The organism is Streptomyces sp. NPDC029169 (assembly GCF_055563935.1).
Genome location: NZ_JBVHXA010000001.1, coordinates 297295 through 317776, shown reverse-complemented (window position 1 = coordinate 317776; position 20482 = coordinate 297295). Strand labels below are relative to the sequence as shown.

The window sequence follows — 20482 nt, the reverse complement described above, 5'->3', positions numbered from 1 at the left end:
GGACCGTTGACACGCTCCCCGCGGCGTCATTACGGTCACGCCACGATTTCGAACGTGTGTCGAAATATCGAACGTCCACCTAGAGGAGTCGGATCGGCATGACCATCAGCAGACGCACGGTGATGGCGGCGGGCGCCGCCGGAGTGGCGGCAGCGGCCGCGGGGACGGGCCCGGCGTTCGCCGCCGACGGCGCGGAACGGGTGGGCGGAAGGCCGGTGAGGGAGCACTTCGGGACCCTGGCCGACGGCACACGCGTCCACCGCTGGACGGTCGCCGCGGGCGGCACACGGCTGCGCGTGCTGTCGTACGGCGGCATCGTCCAGGCCCTCGAGATCCCCGACCGGCGCGGTCGGTACGCGAACGTGTCGCTGGGCTTCGACAACCTCGAGGACTACGTGGCGGGCAGCCCGTACTTCGGCGCGATCATCGGCCGCTACGGCAACCGCATCGCGGGCGGCGCCTTCACCCTCGATGGCAGTACGCACCAACTGCCCGTCAACGACGGCCCGAACAGCCTGCACGGCGGGGACGAGGGCTTCGACAAGCGGGTGTGGGACGTCGAGCCGTACGCGCAGGGAGCGGACACCGGCCTCACCCTGCGCTACGTCAGCGCGGACGGCGAGATGGGCTACCCCGGCACACTGCGCGTCCGGGTCGACTACGTCCTCACACTCCGCGGCGACTTCCGCATCCAGTACGAGGCCACGACGGACAGGACCACCGTCGTGAACCTCACCAACCACACGTACTTCAACCTGGCGGGAGAGGGCAACGGCAGCATCCTCGACCACACGCTGAGGATCGCCGCGTCCCGCTACACCCCCGTCGACTCCACCCTCATCCCGACCGGCGAACTTGCCAGGGTCGCGCACACCCCCTTCGACTTCCGCAGCGGCAAGCCCATCGGCCGGGACATCCGCGAGGCGCATCCGCAGGTCCTCTTCGGCCGCGGCTTCGACCACAACTTCGTGCTCGACAAAGGCCTCACCGACGCTCCGCAGCATGTGGTCACCGTGGCGGAGCCCGTGTCCGGCCGCGTGATGGAGATCGCGACCACCGAGCCCGGCGTGCAGTTCTACAGCGGCAACTTCCTCGACGGCACGCTGGCGGGCACCTCCGGGAAGGTCTACCGCCAGGGCGACGGCTTCTGCCTGGAGACCCAGCACTTCCCCGATTCGCCCAACCAGCCGTCGTTCCCTTCGACGGTGCTGCGCCGGGGGCAGACCTACCGCTCGACGACGGTGCACTCCTTCGACGCCCGCTGACGTGCCGGATCCTGCGCCGTGGTGCGAGCCTTCAGCCGTTCGTCGACCCGGGCGGCGGCGGCGCCGTGCTCTCGCGTACCACCAGGCGCGTCGGTACGAGCGTGGTGCCACGCTCCGCCGTGCTCCGGCGCACCTGGCGCAGGACGCCGTCGACGCAGAGTCGTCCCACTTCGGCGAAGTCCTGGTGAACGGTGGTGAGCGGCGGCAGGAAGGAGCCCGACTCCGGTATGTCGTCGAAACCGCCTCACTCCGCTCCGAAACCGGCCCCCGCCACCCACTGTCCGAGCTCCCCTTGGACGGCCGTGCGCTGCTCGGCCGTCGCCGGGGCGGCGCTCACCAGCGCGAAGTGGACTCCCTCAGGGGCGCCCGCGAGGAGGATGCGACGGGCGTCCGTGCCGCCGGGCTCGGGAGCGACCGTGATCGGTCCGGCGCCACCGGGTCCGGTCACCGTGCCGAGGTCCGAGACGACCGTGGTGGTGGCGGGATCGAAGCCGGCCGGGAGATGCAGCTCGGTCGGTGCGCTCGGACCGCTGCCACGCCAGACCAGCAGACCGTACGGAAGGTCCGAGCCGACCAGTCGCGCCAAGGCGGGCATGGTCGAAGGCACCTGACTCCACGTCACTACCTTGCCCGCGTCGCGTGAGCGGTCCTCGTAGAGGAACGCGAGCGTACGGCCGGCCACCGCGCTCGGATACAGACGGTCGAGGAGCCGTGCGTCCTGGCGGAGCCGGGGGACGCCCGCATCGTCCAGACGTACGGCGGAGAGGTCCTCGTCGTTCCAGGCGTCGCCCTCGGTGCGCAGCTTCTGCGGGTTGTCGTTCATCGCCTCGTGGTGGCGGCCGCTGTAGATGTCCCACTGCCACTGCGTCGCGGAGAGCACGGGCCCGGCGGCGGCCGGGTTCTGCCACCAGGTGCGTCCGCCGAGTCCACTGTCGAGTGCCTGGTACTGGCCCTTGAGGACGGAAGGCGCCTTGTCGGACGAGGTTCCGGTCAGGGGGTGGCCGAACTCGCTGACGACAGCCGGGGTGCCGAGCGCGGCGGACCGGCCGCGCACGGCGTTGAAGTCCCCGGCGTACTCACCGTCCTTCGCCTTGGTCAGATTGAAGAAGCCAGACATCCGCGCCTGGTCGTAGAAGTGCGTGTTGAACACATAGCGCGGCCCCAGGTCGCCCACGCCGGCGAGGCCGCCGGGCTGTTTCATGAAGGAGAGGTTGGAGTTCCAGAACATGTTCGGCTCGACCAGCGCGGGTTTGCCCTGCCAGCCCGCGGCGTCCATGCGTGCCCTGAACCTCTCGTAGAACGGCCAGAGCAGCCCCTGCTCCCAGCTGCCGCCGTCCTGCCCGCTCGCGTACTGGCCCGCGTAGGGCTCGTTGTACGGGTCGGAGCCGACGACCCCGGCGAACTCGGACCGGTCCAGGTGCTGGGCCAGGTACGTCATGGTCTTCTGCGCGGTGTCGAGAAAGGCGTCCTGGATGCCGTTCCGGTTGGTCCAGAAATCGCGCATGGCGTCCTTGACCGTCTGGTTCTGGGTGATGTTCTGACCCCAGTGGGCGCAGATCCCGCAGAACTCCCGTGGGTAGCCGCCCGCTCGGACGACCCAGGCCGGTGCGCCGTCGCCCGAGTACCAGCTGTCCTGGTCGAAGACGTGACGGGAGAAGAGGTCCTGGTGGAAGTCGGGGTACACGCGCAGCCCGACGGCCAGGAACTCTCGCATCTGTGCGGTCACCTGCCCCAGATACGTCTCGTCCACCTGCCCACGCGCGGGCTCGGCCGCCGCCCACGACAGCAGGAACCGCACCGAGTTGGCCCCGCCCAGCTCGCGGACCGCCCGGGCCGACTTCCGCGCGTCCTCGACACTGGCGAAGGGCAGCCCGCCGTTCTCGGCAAGCTTGGTCTCGCCGGACACGTTGAAGCCGCGGAGCACCACCTCACGACCGTAGCCGTCGACGAAGTGCGAGCCCTCGACGGTCAGTTCGGTCGCTCGATCGTCGTACGGCCCGACCTCGGCGGCACCCGCCGGCGCCCCCGCGCAGAGCGCCGAGGAGGTGAGGGTGACAAGCACCATGCCCCATGCCCACTGGATCCCCATGAGGCCACTGTCGGGCCGATCTGACGAACCGTCAATCATGCCCGCCGTCCGGGCCGGCGGGGAGTGGCTGTTCGGTCCAGATGACCTTGCCGTCCGCGGTGTAGCGGGTGCCCCAGCGGTCGGCGAACTGGGCCACCAGGAACAGGCCCCGCCCGCCCTCGTCGGTCGTCGCCGCGCGCCGCAGGTGTGGAGCGGTGCTGCTGCCGTCCGAGACCTCGCAGATCAGGGCGCGGTCGCGGACCAGACGTACCCGGACGGGCTCGGCGGCGTGGCGGATGGCGTTGGTGACGAGCTCGCTGAGGATCAGCTCGGTGGTGAACGACTCCTCCTCCAGACCCCATTCGGCCATCGTGCGCGCGGCGGCGGCCCGGACCTGGCCGACGGCCGACGGGTCGGACGCGACGTCCCAGACGGCCGTACGGTCCAAGGCGAGCGCACGCGTACGGGCGACGACCAGCGCGATGTCGTCCGAGGGCTGCTCGGGCAGCATCGCGTCCAGAACCGCGCTGCATGTCTGCTCGGGCGTGCGGCCGGGGTGAGCCAGCGTGCGCCGCAGGAGCTCAAGACCTTCATCGATGTCGCGGTTGCGGTCCTCCACGAGTCCGTCGGTGTAGAGCACGAGGCTGCTGCCCTCGGGGAGTCGTATCTCGGCTGTCTCGAAGGGGAGCCCACCGAGTCCGAGGGGCGGGCCGCCGGGTACGGCGGGGAACACCGCGCTGCCGTCGGGGTGCACCACGGCGGGCTCGAGGTGGCCGGCGCGGGCCATGGTGCACACCTGGGAGCCCGGGTCGTAGAGGGCGTACAGACAGGTGGCGCCGGTCACCGACGAGACGTCGCCGTCGCCGCTCTCGTCCTGGTCGATCCTGGTGACCAGTTCGTCGAGGTGCCACAGGAGTTCGTCGGGGGACAGGTCAAGGGCCGAGAAGTTGTGGACCGCGGTGCGCAGCCGGCCCATGGTGGCCGCGGCGTGCAGCCCGTGGCCGACCACGTCCCCGACGACGAGTGCGACGCGGGCGCCGGGCAGCGGGATGACGTCGAACCAGTCCCCGCCGACACCGCTGCCCACCTGCGCGGGCAGATAACGGTGGGCCACGTCGAGCGCATTCTGCTCCGGCAGGGCGCGGGGGAGCAGGCTGCGCTGCAGGGTGACCGCCATCGTGTGCTCGCGCGTGTAGCGCCGGGCGTTGTCGATGGTGACCGCCGCGCGGGCGGCCAGTTCCTCGGCGAGCGTCACGTCGTCCTGCTCGAACGGCTCGGGCTTGCGCGATCGCCAGAACGTGACGACACCCAGGATGACGCCCCGGGCGCGCAGCGGCGCGGCGATCATCGAATGGATGCCGGCCTCGACGAGTCTCCGGGCCCGTTCGGGGTCTTGGACCTGCCAGCCGGAGAAGGCGGTCATGTCCGCCTCCAGGACCGTCTCGCCCGAGCCGTAGCCGACGCTCTGCGGGGTGGACGGAAGGAAGTGGATGAGTTTGCCGGGCGCGTAGAGCGGTGTGTCGACCCGGATACCCCGGAACGCCACACGGCGCATGACCGCACCGCCCTCCGACGGCTCCTCGCCGCGCAGGACGGGGTCGGCCAGATCGACGGTGACGAAATCGGCGAACCGGGGGACGGCGAAATCCGCCAGCTCCTGGGAGGTCCGCTCGACGTCCAGGCTGGTGCCGATCTCCAGTCCGGCGTCGAACAGCAACTTCAGGCGTTCCTGCGCCACATCGGCCCGGCCGGTGACGGCCTGCAGCTCGGTGGTGTCCCGCAGCGTCACGACCCAGCCGGGCGGCCCGCCTCCCGGGTCGGTCGGCCGCTGGTTGACGGCCAGGAGGCGGCTCCCGGCCAGGTGCACCTCGTCGGTGGCCGAGCGCCCGGAAGCCAACAGCCGGGTGATGTCCGGGGTCAGTCCCAGATCACGGACAGGCAGCCCCTCGGCATCCGGGCTCAGGCCGAGGAGCCTGCGAGCCTCGTCGTTGGCCAGAGCCAGCCGACCGTCGCCGTCGAGGATCAGCACGCCCTCGCGTACGGCATGCAGCACCGCGTCGTGGTGCTCGTACATGCGGGTCATCTCGGCGGGCCCCAGGCCGTGGGTCTGGTGGCGCAGCCGCCTGCTGATCAGAGCGGTACCCAAGGTGGCGACAGCCAGCGCGGCCGCCGCGGCACCCAGCAGCAGGGGCAGCTGATCCTCGACCACTCCGCTCACCGCCTCGAGCGTGACCCCGGCGGACACCAGAGCGATCACGTCGCCCTCGGTGTCGGTCACGGGGACCACGGCGCGAATGGACGGGCCGAGGGTCCCGGTCACGGTCTCCCTGACGACACCGCCGGCCACCGCGGGGCCGATGGTGCCGATGTAGTGCCGTCCGATCTGTGCGGGGTTGGGGTGGGTGAGGCGGATCCCCTCCGTGGTCATCACCACGATGAAGTCCACGCCCGACGCCTCCCGCGCTCTCTCGGCGCGTGGCTGGAGCACCGCGGTCGGGTCGGGACCGGCCAGGGCCTCCTCGATGCCCGGCGCGGAGGCGAAGGTCTCGGCGACGGCGAGGGACCGGTTGCGCGCTTCCCGCTCGCTGTCGGCCCGGGACTGGAGCACGAGGGCGACCACGGCGGCTACGACGAGGAGCACCACGATCGCCGCCTGTAGCGAGAAGACCTGGCGGGCGACGGTGCGGACGCTCAACGCGGAGCGCAGGCGGCCGCGGAATCCGGCCATAGTCCATGTCTAGCACCGGCCCGTACGGCGGGCGAGCGATCGGACTAGTCCAACGAGCTCACGTACCGCTCGTGCTCTTCGGGGGAGACCCGGAGGCCCGAGGAGGGGAGGAGTTGCGGAATGCCGTCCACGATCGGGTAGCGGAGTCGCAGCCGCGGGTTGTAGAGCACGTCCTGCCCGGCCGGCAGTGTCAGCGGCCCCTTGTCGAGCGGGCAGGCCAGGATGCGCAGCAGCGGGTCGTCGGAGTTCATGAGGGTCCCCTGTGGTCGGTGGTGGGTGGGTTTGACGGTCGGGCGGTACGTCAGGTCTGCGGGTCGTGGCGCGGCATGACCAGCAGGACGGACAGGGCCAGTGTCGTCCCGGCGACGCGCAGGGTCAGCAGCAGCGGATCGTCCGGCAGCCTCTCGCCGAACGTCAGCGTCCCCACCACCGCCGTGAACAGGCACGTCACCGTCGTGCAGACGGGCACGATCAAGGAGGCACGGCACCTTTGCAGCGCCGCCTGGGACATGACGAGCCCGGCCCCGGCCGTGAACAGCAGCAGATACGGGTACGGGGAACCGAACAGCGCACGTGCGGCCGCGCCCGCGCTCTCGGCGGTCAGGCGGCCCGACGCTCCCTTGATGGCCAGCGAGCTGACACCGTAGAGCAGCCCTACGGCCACGCCGTAGCCGATGCCGCTGGTCGGCACCCGATGGCGTCTGCGCGCGCGCCGCTCGACCTGCCCGTACAGCAGCAGTCCGGCCGCGAGCGTCGGCACGCAGACGACGAGCACCAGGGCCCACGGCGCCCCTGTGCTCACCGCGTCGCCGCCCTCGCGCACCGACGCCACGACCATGAGCAGCGCGACGAGCACCGCCCCGAGCGCATGGCGCTCCCGGCCCGAGGGCTGTTCGCCGAGCACCGCCGACGACAGCAGGAGGAGAAGGACGAGGCCGGAGACGAAGATGCCCTGCGCGGCGGCGATCGGCAGCGCCCGGTAGACGACCAGCTGGGCCACGAAACCCGCGGCGAGCGCGAGGGAACCGGCCATCCACAGCGGGCTGGTCAGCAGCACCCCGACCACGCGCAGCGGCCGCCCGGCGGAGAGCGCGGGCAGCGAGCCGAGGGCCCGCTTCTCCAGCACGAAGCCGACGCTGTAGAGGAGGTTGGCGAGCAGCGCCGCGCCCACACCCCACCACATCCCGCTACCTCCGCCGGGCGTGCGCCAGCAGAATGGACGCCGCCGACGGCACGGCGCACGCGGCCCGGTCGATCAGACGCAGCCCGCGCGGCACCCCGTGGAACGGCGCCCCGGTGATCCGTACGTCCTCGAAACCGGCCGACAGCAGGAACGAGCGCAGCGCACGCGCCGTGAACAGCCGCAGATGGCCCACCACTTCGGAACCCGGCCGACCGTGGATGCCGCGCAGACTCACCTCGGAGAACACCGGCTGCCAGCCGGCGAGCAGCAGCCCGCGGTTGTACCAGGCGGCGAGGTTCGGGGTGGAGAGCATCAGATGACCGCCCGGCCGCAGGACGCGCCGCAGCTCGTCCAAGGCCCGGTCGGGGTCGACGAGATGCTCGACCACCTCGCTGAACAGCACCGCGTCCGCGCACCCGTCCGCGAACGGCAGCCCGCCGTGGTCCAGTTCGCCGCGCACTACATGGGCCAGGCGCGGCTGGGCGCGGCGCAGCGCGTCCTGCGACCAGTCGACCCCCACGATCCGGTGACCCGCGAGAATCGGCCCCGCGGTCGCGGCCGCCGTGCCGTCCCCGCAGCCGACATCGACGACGAGCGCGCCCGGCGCCGCCCCGAGCGCGGCGGCCAGCAGCCGCGCCTGCCGCCGACTCCGGGCGTCCCCGGACGCCACGGGCACGGCGGGGTTCTCGTAGAAGTCCCGCAGCCCGGGAGCGGGATCGGAACGGGTGCCCGCTTCGGGGGCCGTGGCCGCTTCCGCGGTATGCCTGTTCACAGCGCCTCCGCATCGGTCGCCGCCAGCCGGCCGGCGAACATCTCGCACAGCCGGGCGCCGTCCTCGTCGCCCAGCAGGGTCCGGGACCAGCGCAGTACCAGGTGGAGCCGGCCACCCGTCGACGCCGTGGTGAACGTCAACCCGCGCGGCATCCCGGCCGGCGCCGAGAACCAGACCGCGTGCGCGCGGCCCGCCGGGCCGAAGTCCAGCGGGTACGGGATCCGCCCGATGTTGCTGAGCAAGGTCGTGGACGTCCACGGCGCCGCGAGCCGCCGCACCCCCCGCGTCACCGCCGCCCGGGCGGCGACCGGCAGGACCGGGGCGGTCAGCACCGCGGCACCGCGCCCGAGTTGGGGACGGGCGCGTGCCTTCAGGGCGCGTGTGCGCTCCCCGGTGCTGCGTAACAGCGCGCCGAGGTCGGCGTCGGGGCCGGTCTCGGCGGGGGTGAATCCGACCTCGACCAGGCGGGTGCCGTTGCCGATCGGCATCGCGGGCCCGCGGGTGCGGTCGTCGACGGGCATGGTGATGCGCAACGGCCGCTCGGGAGCGCCCTGTCGCCGGTTCCATTCGGCGACGGTCAGCGCCGTGGCCACCATCAACTGGTCGTTCACGGTGTACGGGGCACCCGACTCCCGCCGGGGCACCGGGAGTTCGGCGACCAGCATCGCGTTTCCGGGCATGGGCCCGGGACTCCCCGCCGCGACCCGTGCGGGCCGCGCCACCGCCGGCACACCCCCTGGCCGGAGCGCCGGTCCAGCCGGTTTCGGGCGGACCGGCGCCGGGACGGGCGGCGCGGCGCGTCCGCTGTAGATCTCGGCGGCGGTCGCGGCGATCCGCAGGCAGGCGGGACCGTCGAGCGCCGTGTGATGGACCGTGAACAGCAGGACGCAGCCCTCGGAACCGGGCTCCTCGACCACCTCCAGAAGGAGGGGCGGCGCGGCGAACAGCGACGGAGCCTCGGTGAGGGCCCGCTGCCTGGCCCGTGCGAGGGCGCCGGGCGCGGCGGGCGGGAAGGAGACGGCGTCAGTGCCGGGACCGTCGGTCAGCTCCCACTCGTAGCGCCGTGCGAACGGTCTGCGCTCTCGCTCCCGCATCAACACCCGCGGATGCCGGGCGAGCGCCCGCTCGAACGCGTGGCGCAGCCGGTCCGGTCCGACCCGCCCCGGCAGATGGATCTCGATGTGCACCGTGTTCGGCTCACGCTCGTCGGCGCAGTGCCGGGCGATCTCGTCCACGACGGCGAACGGCACACGCGGCAACTCCCGCCCCGCCCCGGCGCGCGCGACGGCCGCGCCCTGATCGGTTGCCATCAAACACCCCTCCCCTCGGTCCGCCCCGCGTGGCCGCCCGGCGGCCCACCACGCGCGCGCCACCGGCCAGCTCCCTCGCCCGTTCCTCCACGACTCCAGGGACCGCCTGGACCGCTGGGGCCGCCTGGACCGCTGGGGCCGCCGGGGCCGCCGGGGCTGCCTGGGGCGCCGGGGCTGCCTGGGGCGCCGGGGCCGCCGGGGCCGCCAGGGCCGCCGGGGCTGCCGGTGCCGCCGGGGCTGCCAGGACCACTGGGGCCACCGGGGCTGCCAGGGCCGCCGGGGCTGCCGGTGCCGCCGGGGCCACCTGGGTCGCCAGGGCTGCCTGGGCCGCTGGGGCTGCCAGGGCCGCCGTGCGCCGCGTCCGGCCCGTTGCGCCCGTCCGGCCCGTCGCGCCCGTCCGGCCCGTCCGGCCCGTCCGGGGCCCGGGGGCCGGACGGCTCCGGCGTCCCCCTCGGTGCGCCCCCGCCCCGGCCCCCTTCGCGGTGCGCGCCCGTCCGGGTGCCGTGCTTGCGGCCGCGCACCGTCACGAGTGCCGCGAACAGCGCCGTCAAGGCCAGGAGTTGGGCTGTCGGCCCGTACGCGCCCCGGCCCAGCGCCGCCGCCTCGCCGCTGCCCGTGAGGGTGACGACTCCCGCGCCCGCCATCGCCGTGAAGGCGATCGGGCCGAGCAGCGCCGGACGCCACCAGGCGATCGCCGCGAGGACGGGTACGGCCACCGCGACGGGACCGGCGATCACCACGCCCACCAGCGTCAGCGCGACCGTTCCGAGCATCAGCCCAGGCGGGGGCGGCGCCTCGTCCGTGCCCGGCCCCGCACCCGCCGCGGCCGACGCCACCTCCGCCCCCTCGGCCGGCGCGCCGGACCGGCGGCGGCCGGCGAGCGCGAGCCCCGCGAGCACCACCAGCAGCGCCCCGGCGGCGATCAGCCCGGCGTCGTACACGCGGGACGGCTCGTACAGCAGCGTCACCGTGCCGCCCTGGCCGGCGGGAACGAGCCAGGCCTGCTGCCAGCCGTCGACGCGCAGCGGGCGCAGCTCCTCGCCGTCGAGCGTGGCCTTCCAGCCCGCGTTGTGGTTCTCGTGGAGCTGCAGGTACGAGGCCTCGCCCGCGCCCACCCGGAGGGTCCGCCGGTCTCCGCCGCCCGAGACGACCTCCACCGCGCGCGATGCGGACGCGGCGGCCCGCGCTTCACCGACCGTGAGCTCGATGCCGGTGACCGCCAGCGGACCGGTGTCACCCGCCTCGACGGTGTGCGTGCGGCGGTCGAGGGACACCCGGCTGCCGTCGGTGCACAGGGACACGGCGACCGGCCGGCGTTCCGTCAGGTCCCGTACAAGACCCTCGGCACGGGTCGCGAGGAACCGGCCGTCGACCGACACGATCGGACCCTTGCCACAGGGCAGCGTGAACCTCCTCGCCGGGTCCGGCTGCGGCGCCCGGTACTTCTCAAGGGCCGGGATGTGCAGCTCGCTCAGCCCGACCGGCAGCTGCAACTGCTCGTCGGCGACCGGGTTGTGCAGGGTCAGCGGCGCGACACGGGAGATCGTGATGTCCATCCGGTCGGTCTTGATGGGGGAGAACCGTGCCAGGCCGTTCTCGTCGACCGCCGCGATCGCCGTCCCGTCCGGGGAGCTGATCTGCACCTGCTCCGGCCGGGTCGCGAGCCCGCCGGCCGCGGCCAGGACGATCTCGCCGACCGCGGTCTTCTCCGGCCAGGTCAGATGCAGCACGGGCCGTTCGCCCGCGACCCAGGCCGTGGTCAGGTCGCCGTCCGTCAGATTGCGCGGACTGAGATTCGTCCCGAGCCGCGCGGTCGAGTCCGCGCTCACGACGATCTTCTTCCGTTGCCCGGTGAGGTCGAAGAGCAGGTCGTCGAGTTCCTTGCCCGGTACGGGCAGGGCGGTCGCGCGCACCGTGTAGTCACCGGCCCGGGCGGCCTCGAACCGCCGGTGCAGCCCCACCTCGGCGGACACGGCGGACAGCCCGCCGGGATCGCTGCCCCGGGACAGGGCGTACACGACCGGTCCTGCGACGTCGCGCGGCGCGTCGGCGGGCAGTTCCAGCATCCGGGTCACCTGAACGCCTGGGACGGAGATCTCGGTGAACCCGGCGCCGGTCAGCCCAGGGCGGCCCTGCTGCGACTGAAGGATCGTCACCTTCAGCCACGCCGCATCGCCCTCCGGCGCGGCGACCTGCTGGGTGCTGCCGTCCGGCCGCAAGGGGCTGACCCGGCTGCCCCGGTCGGTCTCCACCCGCACCACCGTGGGCGCGGCGCGCACGTTGCCGCTGGGCAGCGGCGTCAGGTCCAGTGTCCGGGGGATGCGGGTCGGGCCGGTGAAGTCGATCCGCAGCCACTCGCCCTCGGGGGAGCCGGGGGAGCCCTCGGCCCAGCCGGTGTCCGGATTGCCGTCGAAGGCGTTGACGGGGTCGTACTGCGGGAGATGGAACAGCCAGTTGCCCACCGAGGACGCGGTCACGGACGCCGCGCCGCGCAGTACCGCGGTCGTCTGGTGCCGGATCCCGGACAGGGGCAGGATCTGCCGTGGTTCGTCCCCCGGGTCCTGGACCGCCTGCTCCGCGTTGCGCTCCTCGCGGGTGTACGTGTGTGAGGTGCCCGAGTTCACCAGTCCGAACCGGGTGTCGGCCCGGCGCATCCCGTCGCCGGCCGCGTACAGCGACGGCCGGTCCACCCCCGGGTGCGCGTCGCCCGCGAGCACCGCCGGCCGGCCGGTCAGGGCGCCCGACGCGGACAGCGGCAGCAGGGACTCGGGGCCGCCGCTGACGACGGCGGTGCCGGAGACGGGCGTCATGCGTGCCGGACCGGGGCGGGCGGTTCCGGACGGCGGCTCGTAGATCTCGACCGCGCGCTGGCGCGGGTAGAGGCCCTCGACCTGGACGGGGGTGTCGTCGGCGATCCGGCCGTCGGTCAGCAGGGGGCCGAAGCCGGTCACGCGCCGGTAGCCGGAGGCCTCCAGCGTCCGCTTCACGGTCGCAGTGGGGACGTGCCCCAGCTGGTCCGGGTCCAGGTCGTTGCGTACGACGACGTGGTACAGCCCGGCCCGGGCGAGGTACGCGGCGAGCCCCGGCACCTCGCCGCCCGACGTCAGGGCCTTCTCCACGGCGTCCATCGCCCGCCGGTTGCCGGGGGTCCCGAACGGCACGTAGTCGCGCTGCGCCCACGGGGACCGGGCGAGGACGTCGAGGGGCTGGTCGATCGGCGAGCCCCAGGTGTAGATGCCGTGCGCGGTCGCCGGGACGACGAGGGCACGGTCGTCGGGCGCGTGCTCCTCCAGCCAGTCCGCGGTCGTCTCCCAGTACGCGGGCAGCCGGCTGAACGAACCCGGCTGCAGGATGGAGCCGTTGACGTACGGCCAGGCCAGGCCGGGCAGGACGAGCACGGCGGCCACGGCGGTCGCGAAGCGGCGGGACCGGACCGGTACGGACCGGGGGAGAGCCGTAGCCGTCAGGTGCATGAAGCCCAGCGCAAGCGCGAGGGCGAGCCCGGTCTGGAACTTGTAGATGTTCCGGAACGGCACCAGCGGCCCGTTCAGCCAGTCCTGCACCGTCTCGTGGAACGGGCCGCCCAGCGCGCCGCCGTACCCGGCGAGCGTGACCAGCGCGGCGACCGTCGCCGTCAGCACCAGCCAGCGCCGCTCGGGCAGGTCCCGCCGGGCGAGCCCGGCGAGGCCGAGCGCCGCGGCGAGGGCCGAACCGGCGATCACGACGGCCGACGTGGCGACGGTCCAGCCGGCGGGCAGCCAGGCCTCGCCGAAGTGCAGATAGCCCACCCAGTTGCCGGCCCCGCGCAGCACCTCCGCCGCCGACATCGTCGCCGTGGTGGTCTGCGAGGACTCCACGTACGGCATGAAGTTCTCGCCGTACGTCCCCAGGAGCAGCAGCGGCACGACCCACCAGGCCGTCGCGAGGATCACGCACGGCGTCCACCACGCGATCAGGGCGCGCTTGCGCCGGCCGCCCGGACGGGACAGCAGATACAGGCCGACGGGCAGCAGGGACGCCAGCGTCGACGCGGCGTTCACGCCGCCCATGAGCGGGATGATCAGCGCCGAGCGGGCGGCGGCCAGGCGCGGGCTCGTCCGCGGGTCCGTCAGTGGAAGCAGCACCCACGGCAGCACCGCGCCGGGCAGGGCGGCGGCCGACGTGGAGCCGACGACGATCGTGTACGTCGGCCACAGGGCGTACACCGCCGAGCCGACGAGCCGCGACCTGGACGAGCCGACGCCGAAGCGCTCAGCGAGCCGGAGTGCGCCCCAGAACGCGGTGGTGACCACGAGGGAGAGCCAGAGCCGCTCGGCCAGCCAGACGGGCAGCCGCACCAGGTCGGCGGCCGCGTGGAACGGCAGCATCGGGATCGCGTAGCCGACGTACTGGTCGGCGATGCCGCCGAAACCGGCCCGGTCGTGCCACAACTGGCCCAGGTCGCGCAGGAACCGCCATGGATCGGCGACGACCCCCAGCTTGGTCTCGAAGGTCATCCGCCCCGGTGACACGGCGAGGAACGCCACGAACACCGCCGCCCAGAAGCCGAGCATCCAGCGCCGGGAGCGCCGCCGCGGCTCCGGCGCCCCGGGCGCGGGCCCGGGCGCGGCCGGGGAGGCGGGCGGGCGGGCGTGGAGGGTGCTGGTCATGGACACCGCCGGAGGATGAGGAGGAGGTTCCACGTCGCGAACTCCCGCAGCCCCGGCACGCGCGGAACGACCGCCGGGAGGACCGGCCAGTAGCGGGAGCGGGCGGAGACGATCTCCACGTCGTCCCGGCTCCTGACGTGGCGCAGGGTCGGCCCGACCCCGATGGCGAACAGGTTCTCGCCGAGCCGGTGCTTGGCGGCCCGGCCGGTGCGCCGCTCGTAGCGGGCCCGGGCCCGCTCGGCGCCCAGGTAGTGCCACGGCGCCCACTCGTGGCCGCCCCACGGCGAGAGCCAGTTGGTGAAGGAGACGTAGATCAGGCCGCCGGGCCGGGTGACCCGGACCATCTCGCTGAGGAAGGTCCCGGGATCCCGCACGTGCTCAAGCACGTTGGACGAGAAGCAGACGTCGGCGGCTCCGTCGGCGAGCGGCAGCAGATAGCCGTCGGCGACGACCGTCCCCGCTCCCGGTACGGCAGCGAGTTCGGCGAGGTCCGGCTCGAACAGGTAGCCGTGGGCGCCGCGGCGGCGGAACTCCCGGGTGAAGTGGCCGCGTCCGCCGCCGACGTCGACGACGACCCGGCCGTCGAGCCGGACATGGCGTTCGACCTGGTCGGCCGCGTCGTGGGCCAGTAACTCGTACGCGGTGTGCGGATCGTCCTGCTCGCGCAGGAACGCCCGGAAGAGGGTGAGGGAACGGCGGAACGACGGGTCCTTCACGTCCGCGTGCCCTTCGCCTGCGCGGTCCGGGCCTGCGGGCGCTCCGCCTGCGTGCCCCGGGCCTGCGGGCGCGCGCGGTTCACCGCCTCCGCGGCGACGGCGCGGAACTGCCGCACCGTACCGCTCCACCGGAAGTCGGCGGCAAGCTCGGCGGCGGCCTTGCCCATGGCCTCGCGCCGGCCGTCGTCGAGCGCCAGCGTGCACCAGGCGGCGGCGAACGACGACTCCCCACGGGCCAGGAGACCGGTGACGCCGTCCTGGACCGAATCACGCAGCCCCGGCACGTCGAACCCGAGCGTCGGCGTCCCACGGGCACCCGCCTCGGTCACCACGAGACCCCAGCCCTCGACGGCCGCGGGATGCAGCAGCAGCCACGCCTCACACAGCAGCCGGTGCTTCTCCTCCTCGGACACATGCCCTCGGAACTCCACACCAGGTCCCGCGAGTTGTTCGAGCCGCTCGCGCTCGGGCCCGTCGCCGACGATGACGAGCCGGCCGCCGGTCACGGGCCGTACCCGCTCCCACAGCCGCAGCAGCAGATCGATCCGCTTGTAGTCGACCAGCCGGCCGAGGGCGACGAACATCGGCGTCGCCGACCGCGGGGCGCGCGGCCCCGGCTCGTGGACACCGTTGGGCACGACGCGGATCTGCTCCTGCGGCACGCCGATCGCGCGCAGCGCGCCCGCGGTCGAGGGCGACACGGCCACCAGCAGATTGCCGCGGTGGGCCCGGGCCAGGGCCCAGTGCTCAAGGAGACGGCCGGCGCGGGCAACGGGCCGGGGGAAGCGCAGGTCCCACAGATCGGTGTGCACATGGTTGACCAGGCACACCGTGGGGCCGTGATGCCACAGCGGGGACAGGTACGGCATCCCGTTGCACACCTCGACGAGCAGGTCGCAGGCGCCGACCTGTCGGGCGAAGGCGGAGCGCGCGCCGACGAAGTGGCCGAGCGCGCCGCCGGCCGACACGACGCGGTACGGCCGGTGCGCGGCGGGACCGCCGCACAGCAGCGTGACGTCGTGGCCCAGCTCGGTCAGTCCGGAGGCGAGCCGGTCGACCAGGAGCTCAGAGCCTCCCGCGGCCGGGTTGCCGAGGTCGCGATGGGCGAGAAAGGCGATGCGCCGGGGCGCTTCCGCCCCGCGCGCGCGGGCCGGGGTGCGGCTGTCCAGGGGCCGCGGGAGCGGCTGGGGAGCCAGGTGGAGCTGTGGGGGAGGAACGTGCTGGGGCATGCGTGCTCCAACTCGTGACGGGGTGCGGGGGGTTGGGGGGGAGAGAGACGAGCGGTGGGGGCGTGAGGTGGGGGGACTGCCTGGAGCGGTGGGGGGTGACCGGGGCGGGGCCGTGCTCGGTGGTGAAGAGCCAGTCTTCGGTACGTGTTCGATCCGCGGCTACTCACCGGTATGACAACTTCGGGTGAGCTCAGGCGGGTTGATTCGTCATCAAGTGAGCATCCGGGCGGTCGGGTTCGGTCCGACGCCCCCGTACGACGAGAGCGACGCCGACCAGTGCGAGCACCGCACCGAGCACCCCCGCCCCGAGGGGCGCCGTGCCGCCGAGCAGCTCCAGCTTCCTGCTGTCCGCCGAGGCCAGTTCCACCTGCTGCCGCTGGGTAGCGGCCGTGAAGGCGATCTTGTCGCTCGACAGCAGCACGATCGCGTCCTTCCCCGCGCCCGGAGCGCGCAGCGTCTTGCGCGGTCCGATCGCCGCGTAGACGATGCGCCCGGTGCGCCGGTCCGCGACCAGCTCGATCCGGCTGTTGGCGTACCACTCCTCGGCGAGCACCTGGGGCGTCTTCGGCCTGCCGACCAGCCGCCCCGGCACCTGCCGCACACCCGTCCTGGTGGGCGGGACACTGCCGGTGAAGCGCAGCCCCTCGTAGCCCTGCACGGTGCCCGGGCCCGCGTAGCGGAGTCGTACGACACCGCCGAGGGTGCTGTCCCACCAGCGGTAGTCGCGTTCCTCGACGTCGAAGGGGAACTTCAGGTACGCCTCGCCGTCGAAGGCCGGCGACTCGCGGCAGCAGTGCACCGGTTCATTGGTCCGCCGGTCGGTCACCCAGCGCTCGAGCGTCCACTGGAGGGAGTCGCGGGTGTCGGCGGCCGGAAGTGTGGCATCGGTGTCGACCGAGGTGGACACGTCCCAGACCGCGTTGCCGCTCCGCACGCTGTCCGCGACGTCGCCGCGGACCTGGCGCGTGATGGTGATCTTCCGGTCGTTCACCGTCCTGAGCAGGGAGGTGTCGAAGTAGCTGCCGGTGCCGGTGAAGACGGTCGTCGTGTCGATGTCGACCGGGGTGCGCTTGGCGTACGGCTGGACGTACGCCACCAACAACGGGGCGAGGACCAGCAGAAACACCCCTGCTCCCAGCAGGATCAGGGACATGGGTGAAGCGGTACGACGCATCCGGGCACTCCTGTTTCGAGAAACTCGCACGGAGACGCACGGACCCCAGGGCCGGTCGAGCCCTTGTGGCTGAAGACGGTAGGGAGCCCCTTGACGGATTGTCAATGACCTGCCAAGACTGACGTCCGGCCGGTGGGGGCCGGCCGGGGTGGGATCGTCTCCAACGAGGAGCTGACCCGACACAATGCGCAGACTGCTCGCCGCATCGACCACCGCGGTGATCGCCGCGGCACTCGCCGTGGGCACCGCCTTCGGGATCGTGGCACTGCTGAACGCCACCCCGGAGCAGCCCAACGTCCCCTTGATCACCTACGACACGGCCCCGCCCCTCCGATGAGCCGTCCTGCCTGGAGTGAGGTGCCCAAGCCGAAAGTGGAGCGGTTCGCCGCGATCGCCCTGGCCGAGGCGGCGGAGCTGGCCCAGGCGATCCTGCGGGAGATCCGGTGCGACTTCCCCGAACTACGGCTCGTGGGCGACGAGTCCGGCGAGCCGATGGCGCTCGTGGGCATCCGGCGTGCCATCGAGGGATTCGTCCAGCACCTGGCGTCCGGCGCGGCCGACCCCAGGGTGCCGCCCGAGGTCTTCCAGGAGTTCGGCAGGGGAGAGGGGCTGAACGGGCGCAGCCTCGACTCCCTCCAGGCCGTCTACCGGCTCGGGGTGCGCCTCGCCTGGCGCCGGTTCGCCGAGATCGGCCAGCAGGTCGACATCGCCGCACCCGCCATGTACGAACTCGCCGAATCCGGCTTCGAGTACCTGGACGGACTCGTCGAGCAGTCGGTGCGCGGATACGCGGAGGCGGCCGCCCGGCAGGCGAGCGAACGCCTGCGGCTGCAACGGCAGTTGATCGACCGCCTGCTGTCCGGGCAGCGCGGCGACCCCGCACACAGCCTCGGCGAACGCGCCGCCCGCATCGGCTGGGAGCTGCCCGCCACCATCGCCGTCGGCGTCCTGATCCGGCCGGCCAGGGAGGCCGTCGCCCCCGCCGTGGGCCAGGGCATCCTCCTCGACATGGAGAGCGAGCAGCCCCGCATGCTCATCCCCGAGCCGGACACCGCGGGCCGCGCGGACCTGGTGCGCCGGGCCACGACGGGCTGGTCCGGCGCGATCGGTCCTTCGGTGCCGCTCGCGGCCGCGGCGACGTCGCTGCGGTGGGCGGAGACCGCCGTGCGGCTGATCGAGGACGGCCTGCTGCCCCGGGGCGAGGTGCAGCACTGCACCGATCGCACGGAGGAACTCGTCCTGCTGCCCTCCAGGGAGCTGATAGACGCCGCGGCCCCGCGCTGCCTGACCCCGCTCCAGGACGTCGGCCCGGCCCAGGCCCGCCGCCTCGCCGCGACGTTGCTCGCCTGGATCGAGACCTCCGGCGGCGCCCCGGAGGTCGCGAACCGGCTCGGCGTACACCCCCAGACGGCCCGCTACCGGCTGCGCCAGATCCGCGAACTGTGGGGTGAGGCCATCGACGACCCGGACCGCCGCTTCGAGATGCTCCTCGTCCTCCGCGCCCAACGCCTACGTGGCGAACTCCCCGCGGGCCCCGACTGACGCGGGCGACGCCGACGGGGGCCTGCGCACCTCTGAAAGCCTTGCGTAGGTCGGGCATTAGCCCCTATAAGGATCGTGCAGGCATCGGTTGGGATGGCTGGAAGGCATCCATGCCACCGATCAGGGGGACCCTCCATTCCCGCCGGGATCAACAGCGTGCGCAGACCGACGGAGAGTGTGAGCACATGACCGACAACGCCTATCGCGATGCCATGACCCGGCTGGCGGTCGATCCCGCCTTCGCGGCGGAACTCGACGGTGACATCGACGAGGTGTCACGAAGACTCGGCCTGACGCCCGAGCAGGTCACCGAGCTGCGTGGGCTCCGCGTGGACTCCAGTACGGCCGACGGGCCGTCCACGCTCGACGCGCGGCTGTCCAAGTCGTCGCTCTTCTTCGGTAACGCGGCAAACGCGCTGGCGCACCACGACGTGTCCGTCGAGCCGGTTGCGGCCGATGCCGGGGCGCAGGACGTGGACGCGGCCGAACCGGGCGGCGACTACCGGGATCTGGCCGGTGACGTCGACGCGGAGACGGGCAGCCTTCTGAGCATGCTCGGCGATTCGATGGCGAACACGGGCTTCGGCGACGGGGGCGCCCTGTTGGACGACCTCGGTGACTCCGGCAACCCGGGCGGCTTCGGAGACTTCGGTTCCTTCGGGGACGCCGGCGGGTCGCTCGGCGACTTCGGCCCAGGCGGCCTGGGGGTCGACGGACCGGGCGGATTCGGCGAAGGCCCCGGCGGCGGCGACCTCGGTTCCGGCGGCGGGTTCGGCGGCGGGTTCGGGGACGGGTTCGGTGGCCACGGTGGTGGCGGCGACGGCTTCGGCGGTATCGGCGGCCCCGGCGGCGGCCTCGGAGGGGGCGGTGAAGGCGGCTTCGGCGACGGTCACGGCGGCGGTCCCGGTGGCGGCTTCGGAGGGGGCGGCGAAGGCGGGCTCGGAGGCGGCTTCGGCGACGGCTTTGGTGGCCACGGTGGTGGCGGCGACGGCTTCGGCGGTATCGGCGGCCCCGGCGGTGGCTTCGACGGTGGGCCCGGCGACGGCTTCGGCTGTGACGAGGGCGGTGCCGGCGGCTTCAGGCCCGGCGGCGTGTACGAGCGCGGCGAAGGCGGCGACTCCGGCGGTGGCAGCAGCGGTGGCAGCGGCGGCGACTCCGGTGGCAACAGCGGCGGCAGCCAGGAGAACGAACGACGACCCGGCCACGGCGGCAGTGGCGGAGGCGGCCAGGGCGGCGACAGCGGCAGCGGAGGCAGCCAGGGCGGCGGTCAGACCGGCCAAGGCGGCGGCCAGAACGGCGGTAACAGCGGCGGCGGTAGTGGCGGTTCCGGTGGTTCCGGCGGTGGTGACTCCGGTGGCAGCGGTGGCAGCGGCGGTGGCCAGGGCGGCGACAGCGGTGGCCAGGGCGGCGGCAACAGCGGCGGCGGTTCCGGTGGTTCCGGCGGTGGTGACTCCGGTGGCAGCGGTGGCAGCGGTGGTGGCGACGGCGGCGGCAGTGACACCGGCGGCGGAAGCAGCGGCGGCGGTGGGGACACCGGCGGCGGACGTGACGGTGGTGGCAACACCGGCGGCAGCCAGGAGAACGAACGACGACCCGGCCACGGCCCCGACGCCCCCGGCGGCGGGAGCGACGACGGTGGCGGGAGCGGCGGTGGCGACGGCGGCGAAGGGGGCGGCCGGGGCGGTGGCCACGCGGACACCCCGGCCCCCGACTCCGACGGCGCGGGCGGCGGAGTGTTCCGTCCCGGCATCGACCGCATCGGCAGCCACCTTCACCAGTCCGGCCCCGGCAATTCCGCCCCCGACGGCCTGTCCGGCGGTTCGTTCCTCCCCGGTTCCTGAGGCGA

At 73.4% G+C, this 20482-nt stretch carries 14 protein-coding genes and 1 pseudogene; 4 read left to right on the top strand and 11 right to left on the bottom strand.

Going from position 1 to position 20482, the window contains the following annotated elements; genetic code table 11:
• The first annotated feature begins 98 nt into the window (after nucleotides 1-98).
• A complete protein-coding gene (locus ACZ4VI_RS01275; protein WP_467995513.1) occupies nucleotides 99-1265 on the top strand; it encodes an aldose epimerase family protein in 1167 nt (388 codons plus the stop codon).
• Between the two features lie 31 nt (nucleotides 1266-1296).
• Here the strand turns inward: ACZ4VI_RS01275 and ACZ4VI_RS01270 are convergent.
• The 11 genes and pseudogenes from ACZ4VI_RS01270 to pgfA all read right to left on the bottom strand — a co-directional run.
• A pseudogene (locus ACZ4VI_RS01270) lies at nucleotides 1297-1506 on the bottom strand (substrate-binding domain-containing protein); the annotation flags it as partial.
• A gap of 3 nt (nucleotides 1507-1509) precedes the next feature.
• Nucleotides 1510-3354 carry a cellulase family glycosylhydrolase gene (locus ACZ4VI_RS01265; RefSeq protein WP_467995511.1) on the bottom strand — a complete coding sequence of 615 codons (1845 nt, stop codon included), beginning with the start codon at nucleotides 3352-3354 and terminating at the stop codon, nucleotides 1510-1512.
• Nucleotides 3355-3385: 31 nt separating this feature from the next.
• Entirely contained in the window at nucleotides 3386-6061 is a 2676-nt protein-coding gene (locus tag ACZ4VI_RS01260; protein ID WP_467995510.1) for a SpoIIE family protein phosphatase, read from the bottom strand.
• Between the two features lie 44 nt (nucleotides 6062-6105).
• A complete protein-coding gene (locus tag ACZ4VI_RS01255) occupies nucleotides 6106-6312 on the bottom strand; it encodes a Trm112 family protein (RefSeq protein WP_467995508.1) in 207 nt (68 codons plus the stop codon).
• A 50-nt stretch (nucleotides 6313-6362) separates the two neighbouring features.
• A complete protein-coding gene (locus ACZ4VI_RS01250; protein ID WP_467995507.1) occupies nucleotides 6363-7244 on the bottom strand; it encodes a hypothetical protein in 882 nt (293 codons plus the stop codon).
• A gap of 4 nt (nucleotides 7245-7248) precedes the next feature.
• Nucleotides 7249-8016, bottom strand: coding sequence for a class I SAM-dependent methyltransferase (locus tag ACZ4VI_RS01245; RefSeq protein WP_467995506.1), 768 nt, complete (start codon nucleotides 8014-8016; stop codon nucleotides 7249-7251).
• Complete coding sequence (locus ACZ4VI_RS01240) at nucleotides 8013-9326, bottom strand: condensation protein (RefSeq protein ID WP_467995505.1); 1314 nt, start codon at nucleotides 9324-9326, stop codon at nucleotides 8013-8015. Before ACZ4VI_RS01240 ends, ACZ4VI_RS01245 begins: the two co-directional genes overlap by 4 nt.
• Nucleotides 9326-13975 (bottom strand): alpha-(1->3)-arabinofuranosyltransferase domain-containing protein, encoded by a 4650-nt coding sequence (locus ACZ4VI_RS01235; protein WP_467996256.1) that lies wholly within the window; start codon nucleotides 13973-13975, stop codon nucleotides 9326-9328. The genes ACZ4VI_RS01240 and ACZ4VI_RS01235 overlap by 1 nt, the downstream gene beginning before the upstream one ends.
• Entirely contained in the window at nucleotides 13972-14691 is a 720-nt protein-coding gene (locus tag ACZ4VI_RS01230) for a class I SAM-dependent methyltransferase (protein WP_467995503.1), read from the bottom strand. Before ACZ4VI_RS01230 ends, ACZ4VI_RS01235 begins: the two co-directional genes overlap by 4 nt.
• The gene (locus ACZ4VI_RS01225; RefSeq protein ID WP_467995501.1) at nucleotides 14688-15920 is read right to left on the bottom strand and encodes a glycosyltransferase family 4 protein; all 1233 of its coding nucleotides are present in this window, start codon (nucleotides 15918-15920) and stop codon (nucleotides 14688-14690) included. The genes ACZ4VI_RS01230 and ACZ4VI_RS01225 overlap by 4 nt, the downstream gene beginning before the upstream one ends.
• Before the next feature lie 190 nt (nucleotides 15921-16110).
• Entirely contained in the window at nucleotides 16111-17094 is a 984-nt protein-coding gene (gene pgfA / locus ACZ4VI_RS01220) for a cell envelope lipid trafficking protein PgfA (protein WP_467995499.1), read from the bottom strand.
• A 184-nt stretch (nucleotides 17095-17278) separates the two neighbouring features.
• Between pgfA and ACZ4VI_RS01215 the strand changes: the two genes are divergently transcribed.
• From ACZ4VI_RS01215 to ACZ4VI_RS01205, 3 genes are all read left to right on the top strand, one after another.
• Nucleotides 17279-17431, top strand: coding sequence for a hypothetical protein (locus ACZ4VI_RS01215; protein ID WP_467995497.1), 153 nt, complete (start codon nucleotides 17279-17281; stop codon nucleotides 17429-17431).
• Complete coding sequence (locus ACZ4VI_RS01210; protein WP_467995495.1) at nucleotides 17428-18636, top strand: PucR-like N-terminal domain-containing protein; 1209 nt, start codon at nucleotides 17428-17430, stop codon at nucleotides 18634-18636. Before ACZ4VI_RS01215 ends, ACZ4VI_RS01210 begins: the two co-directional genes overlap by 4 nt.
• Before the next feature lie 185 nt (nucleotides 18637-18821).
• Nucleotides 18822-20477, top strand: coding sequence for a hypothetical protein (locus ACZ4VI_RS01205; protein WP_467995493.1), 1656 nt, complete (start codon nucleotides 18822-18824; stop codon nucleotides 20475-20477).
• Nucleotides 20478-20482: the final 5 nt, after the last annotated feature.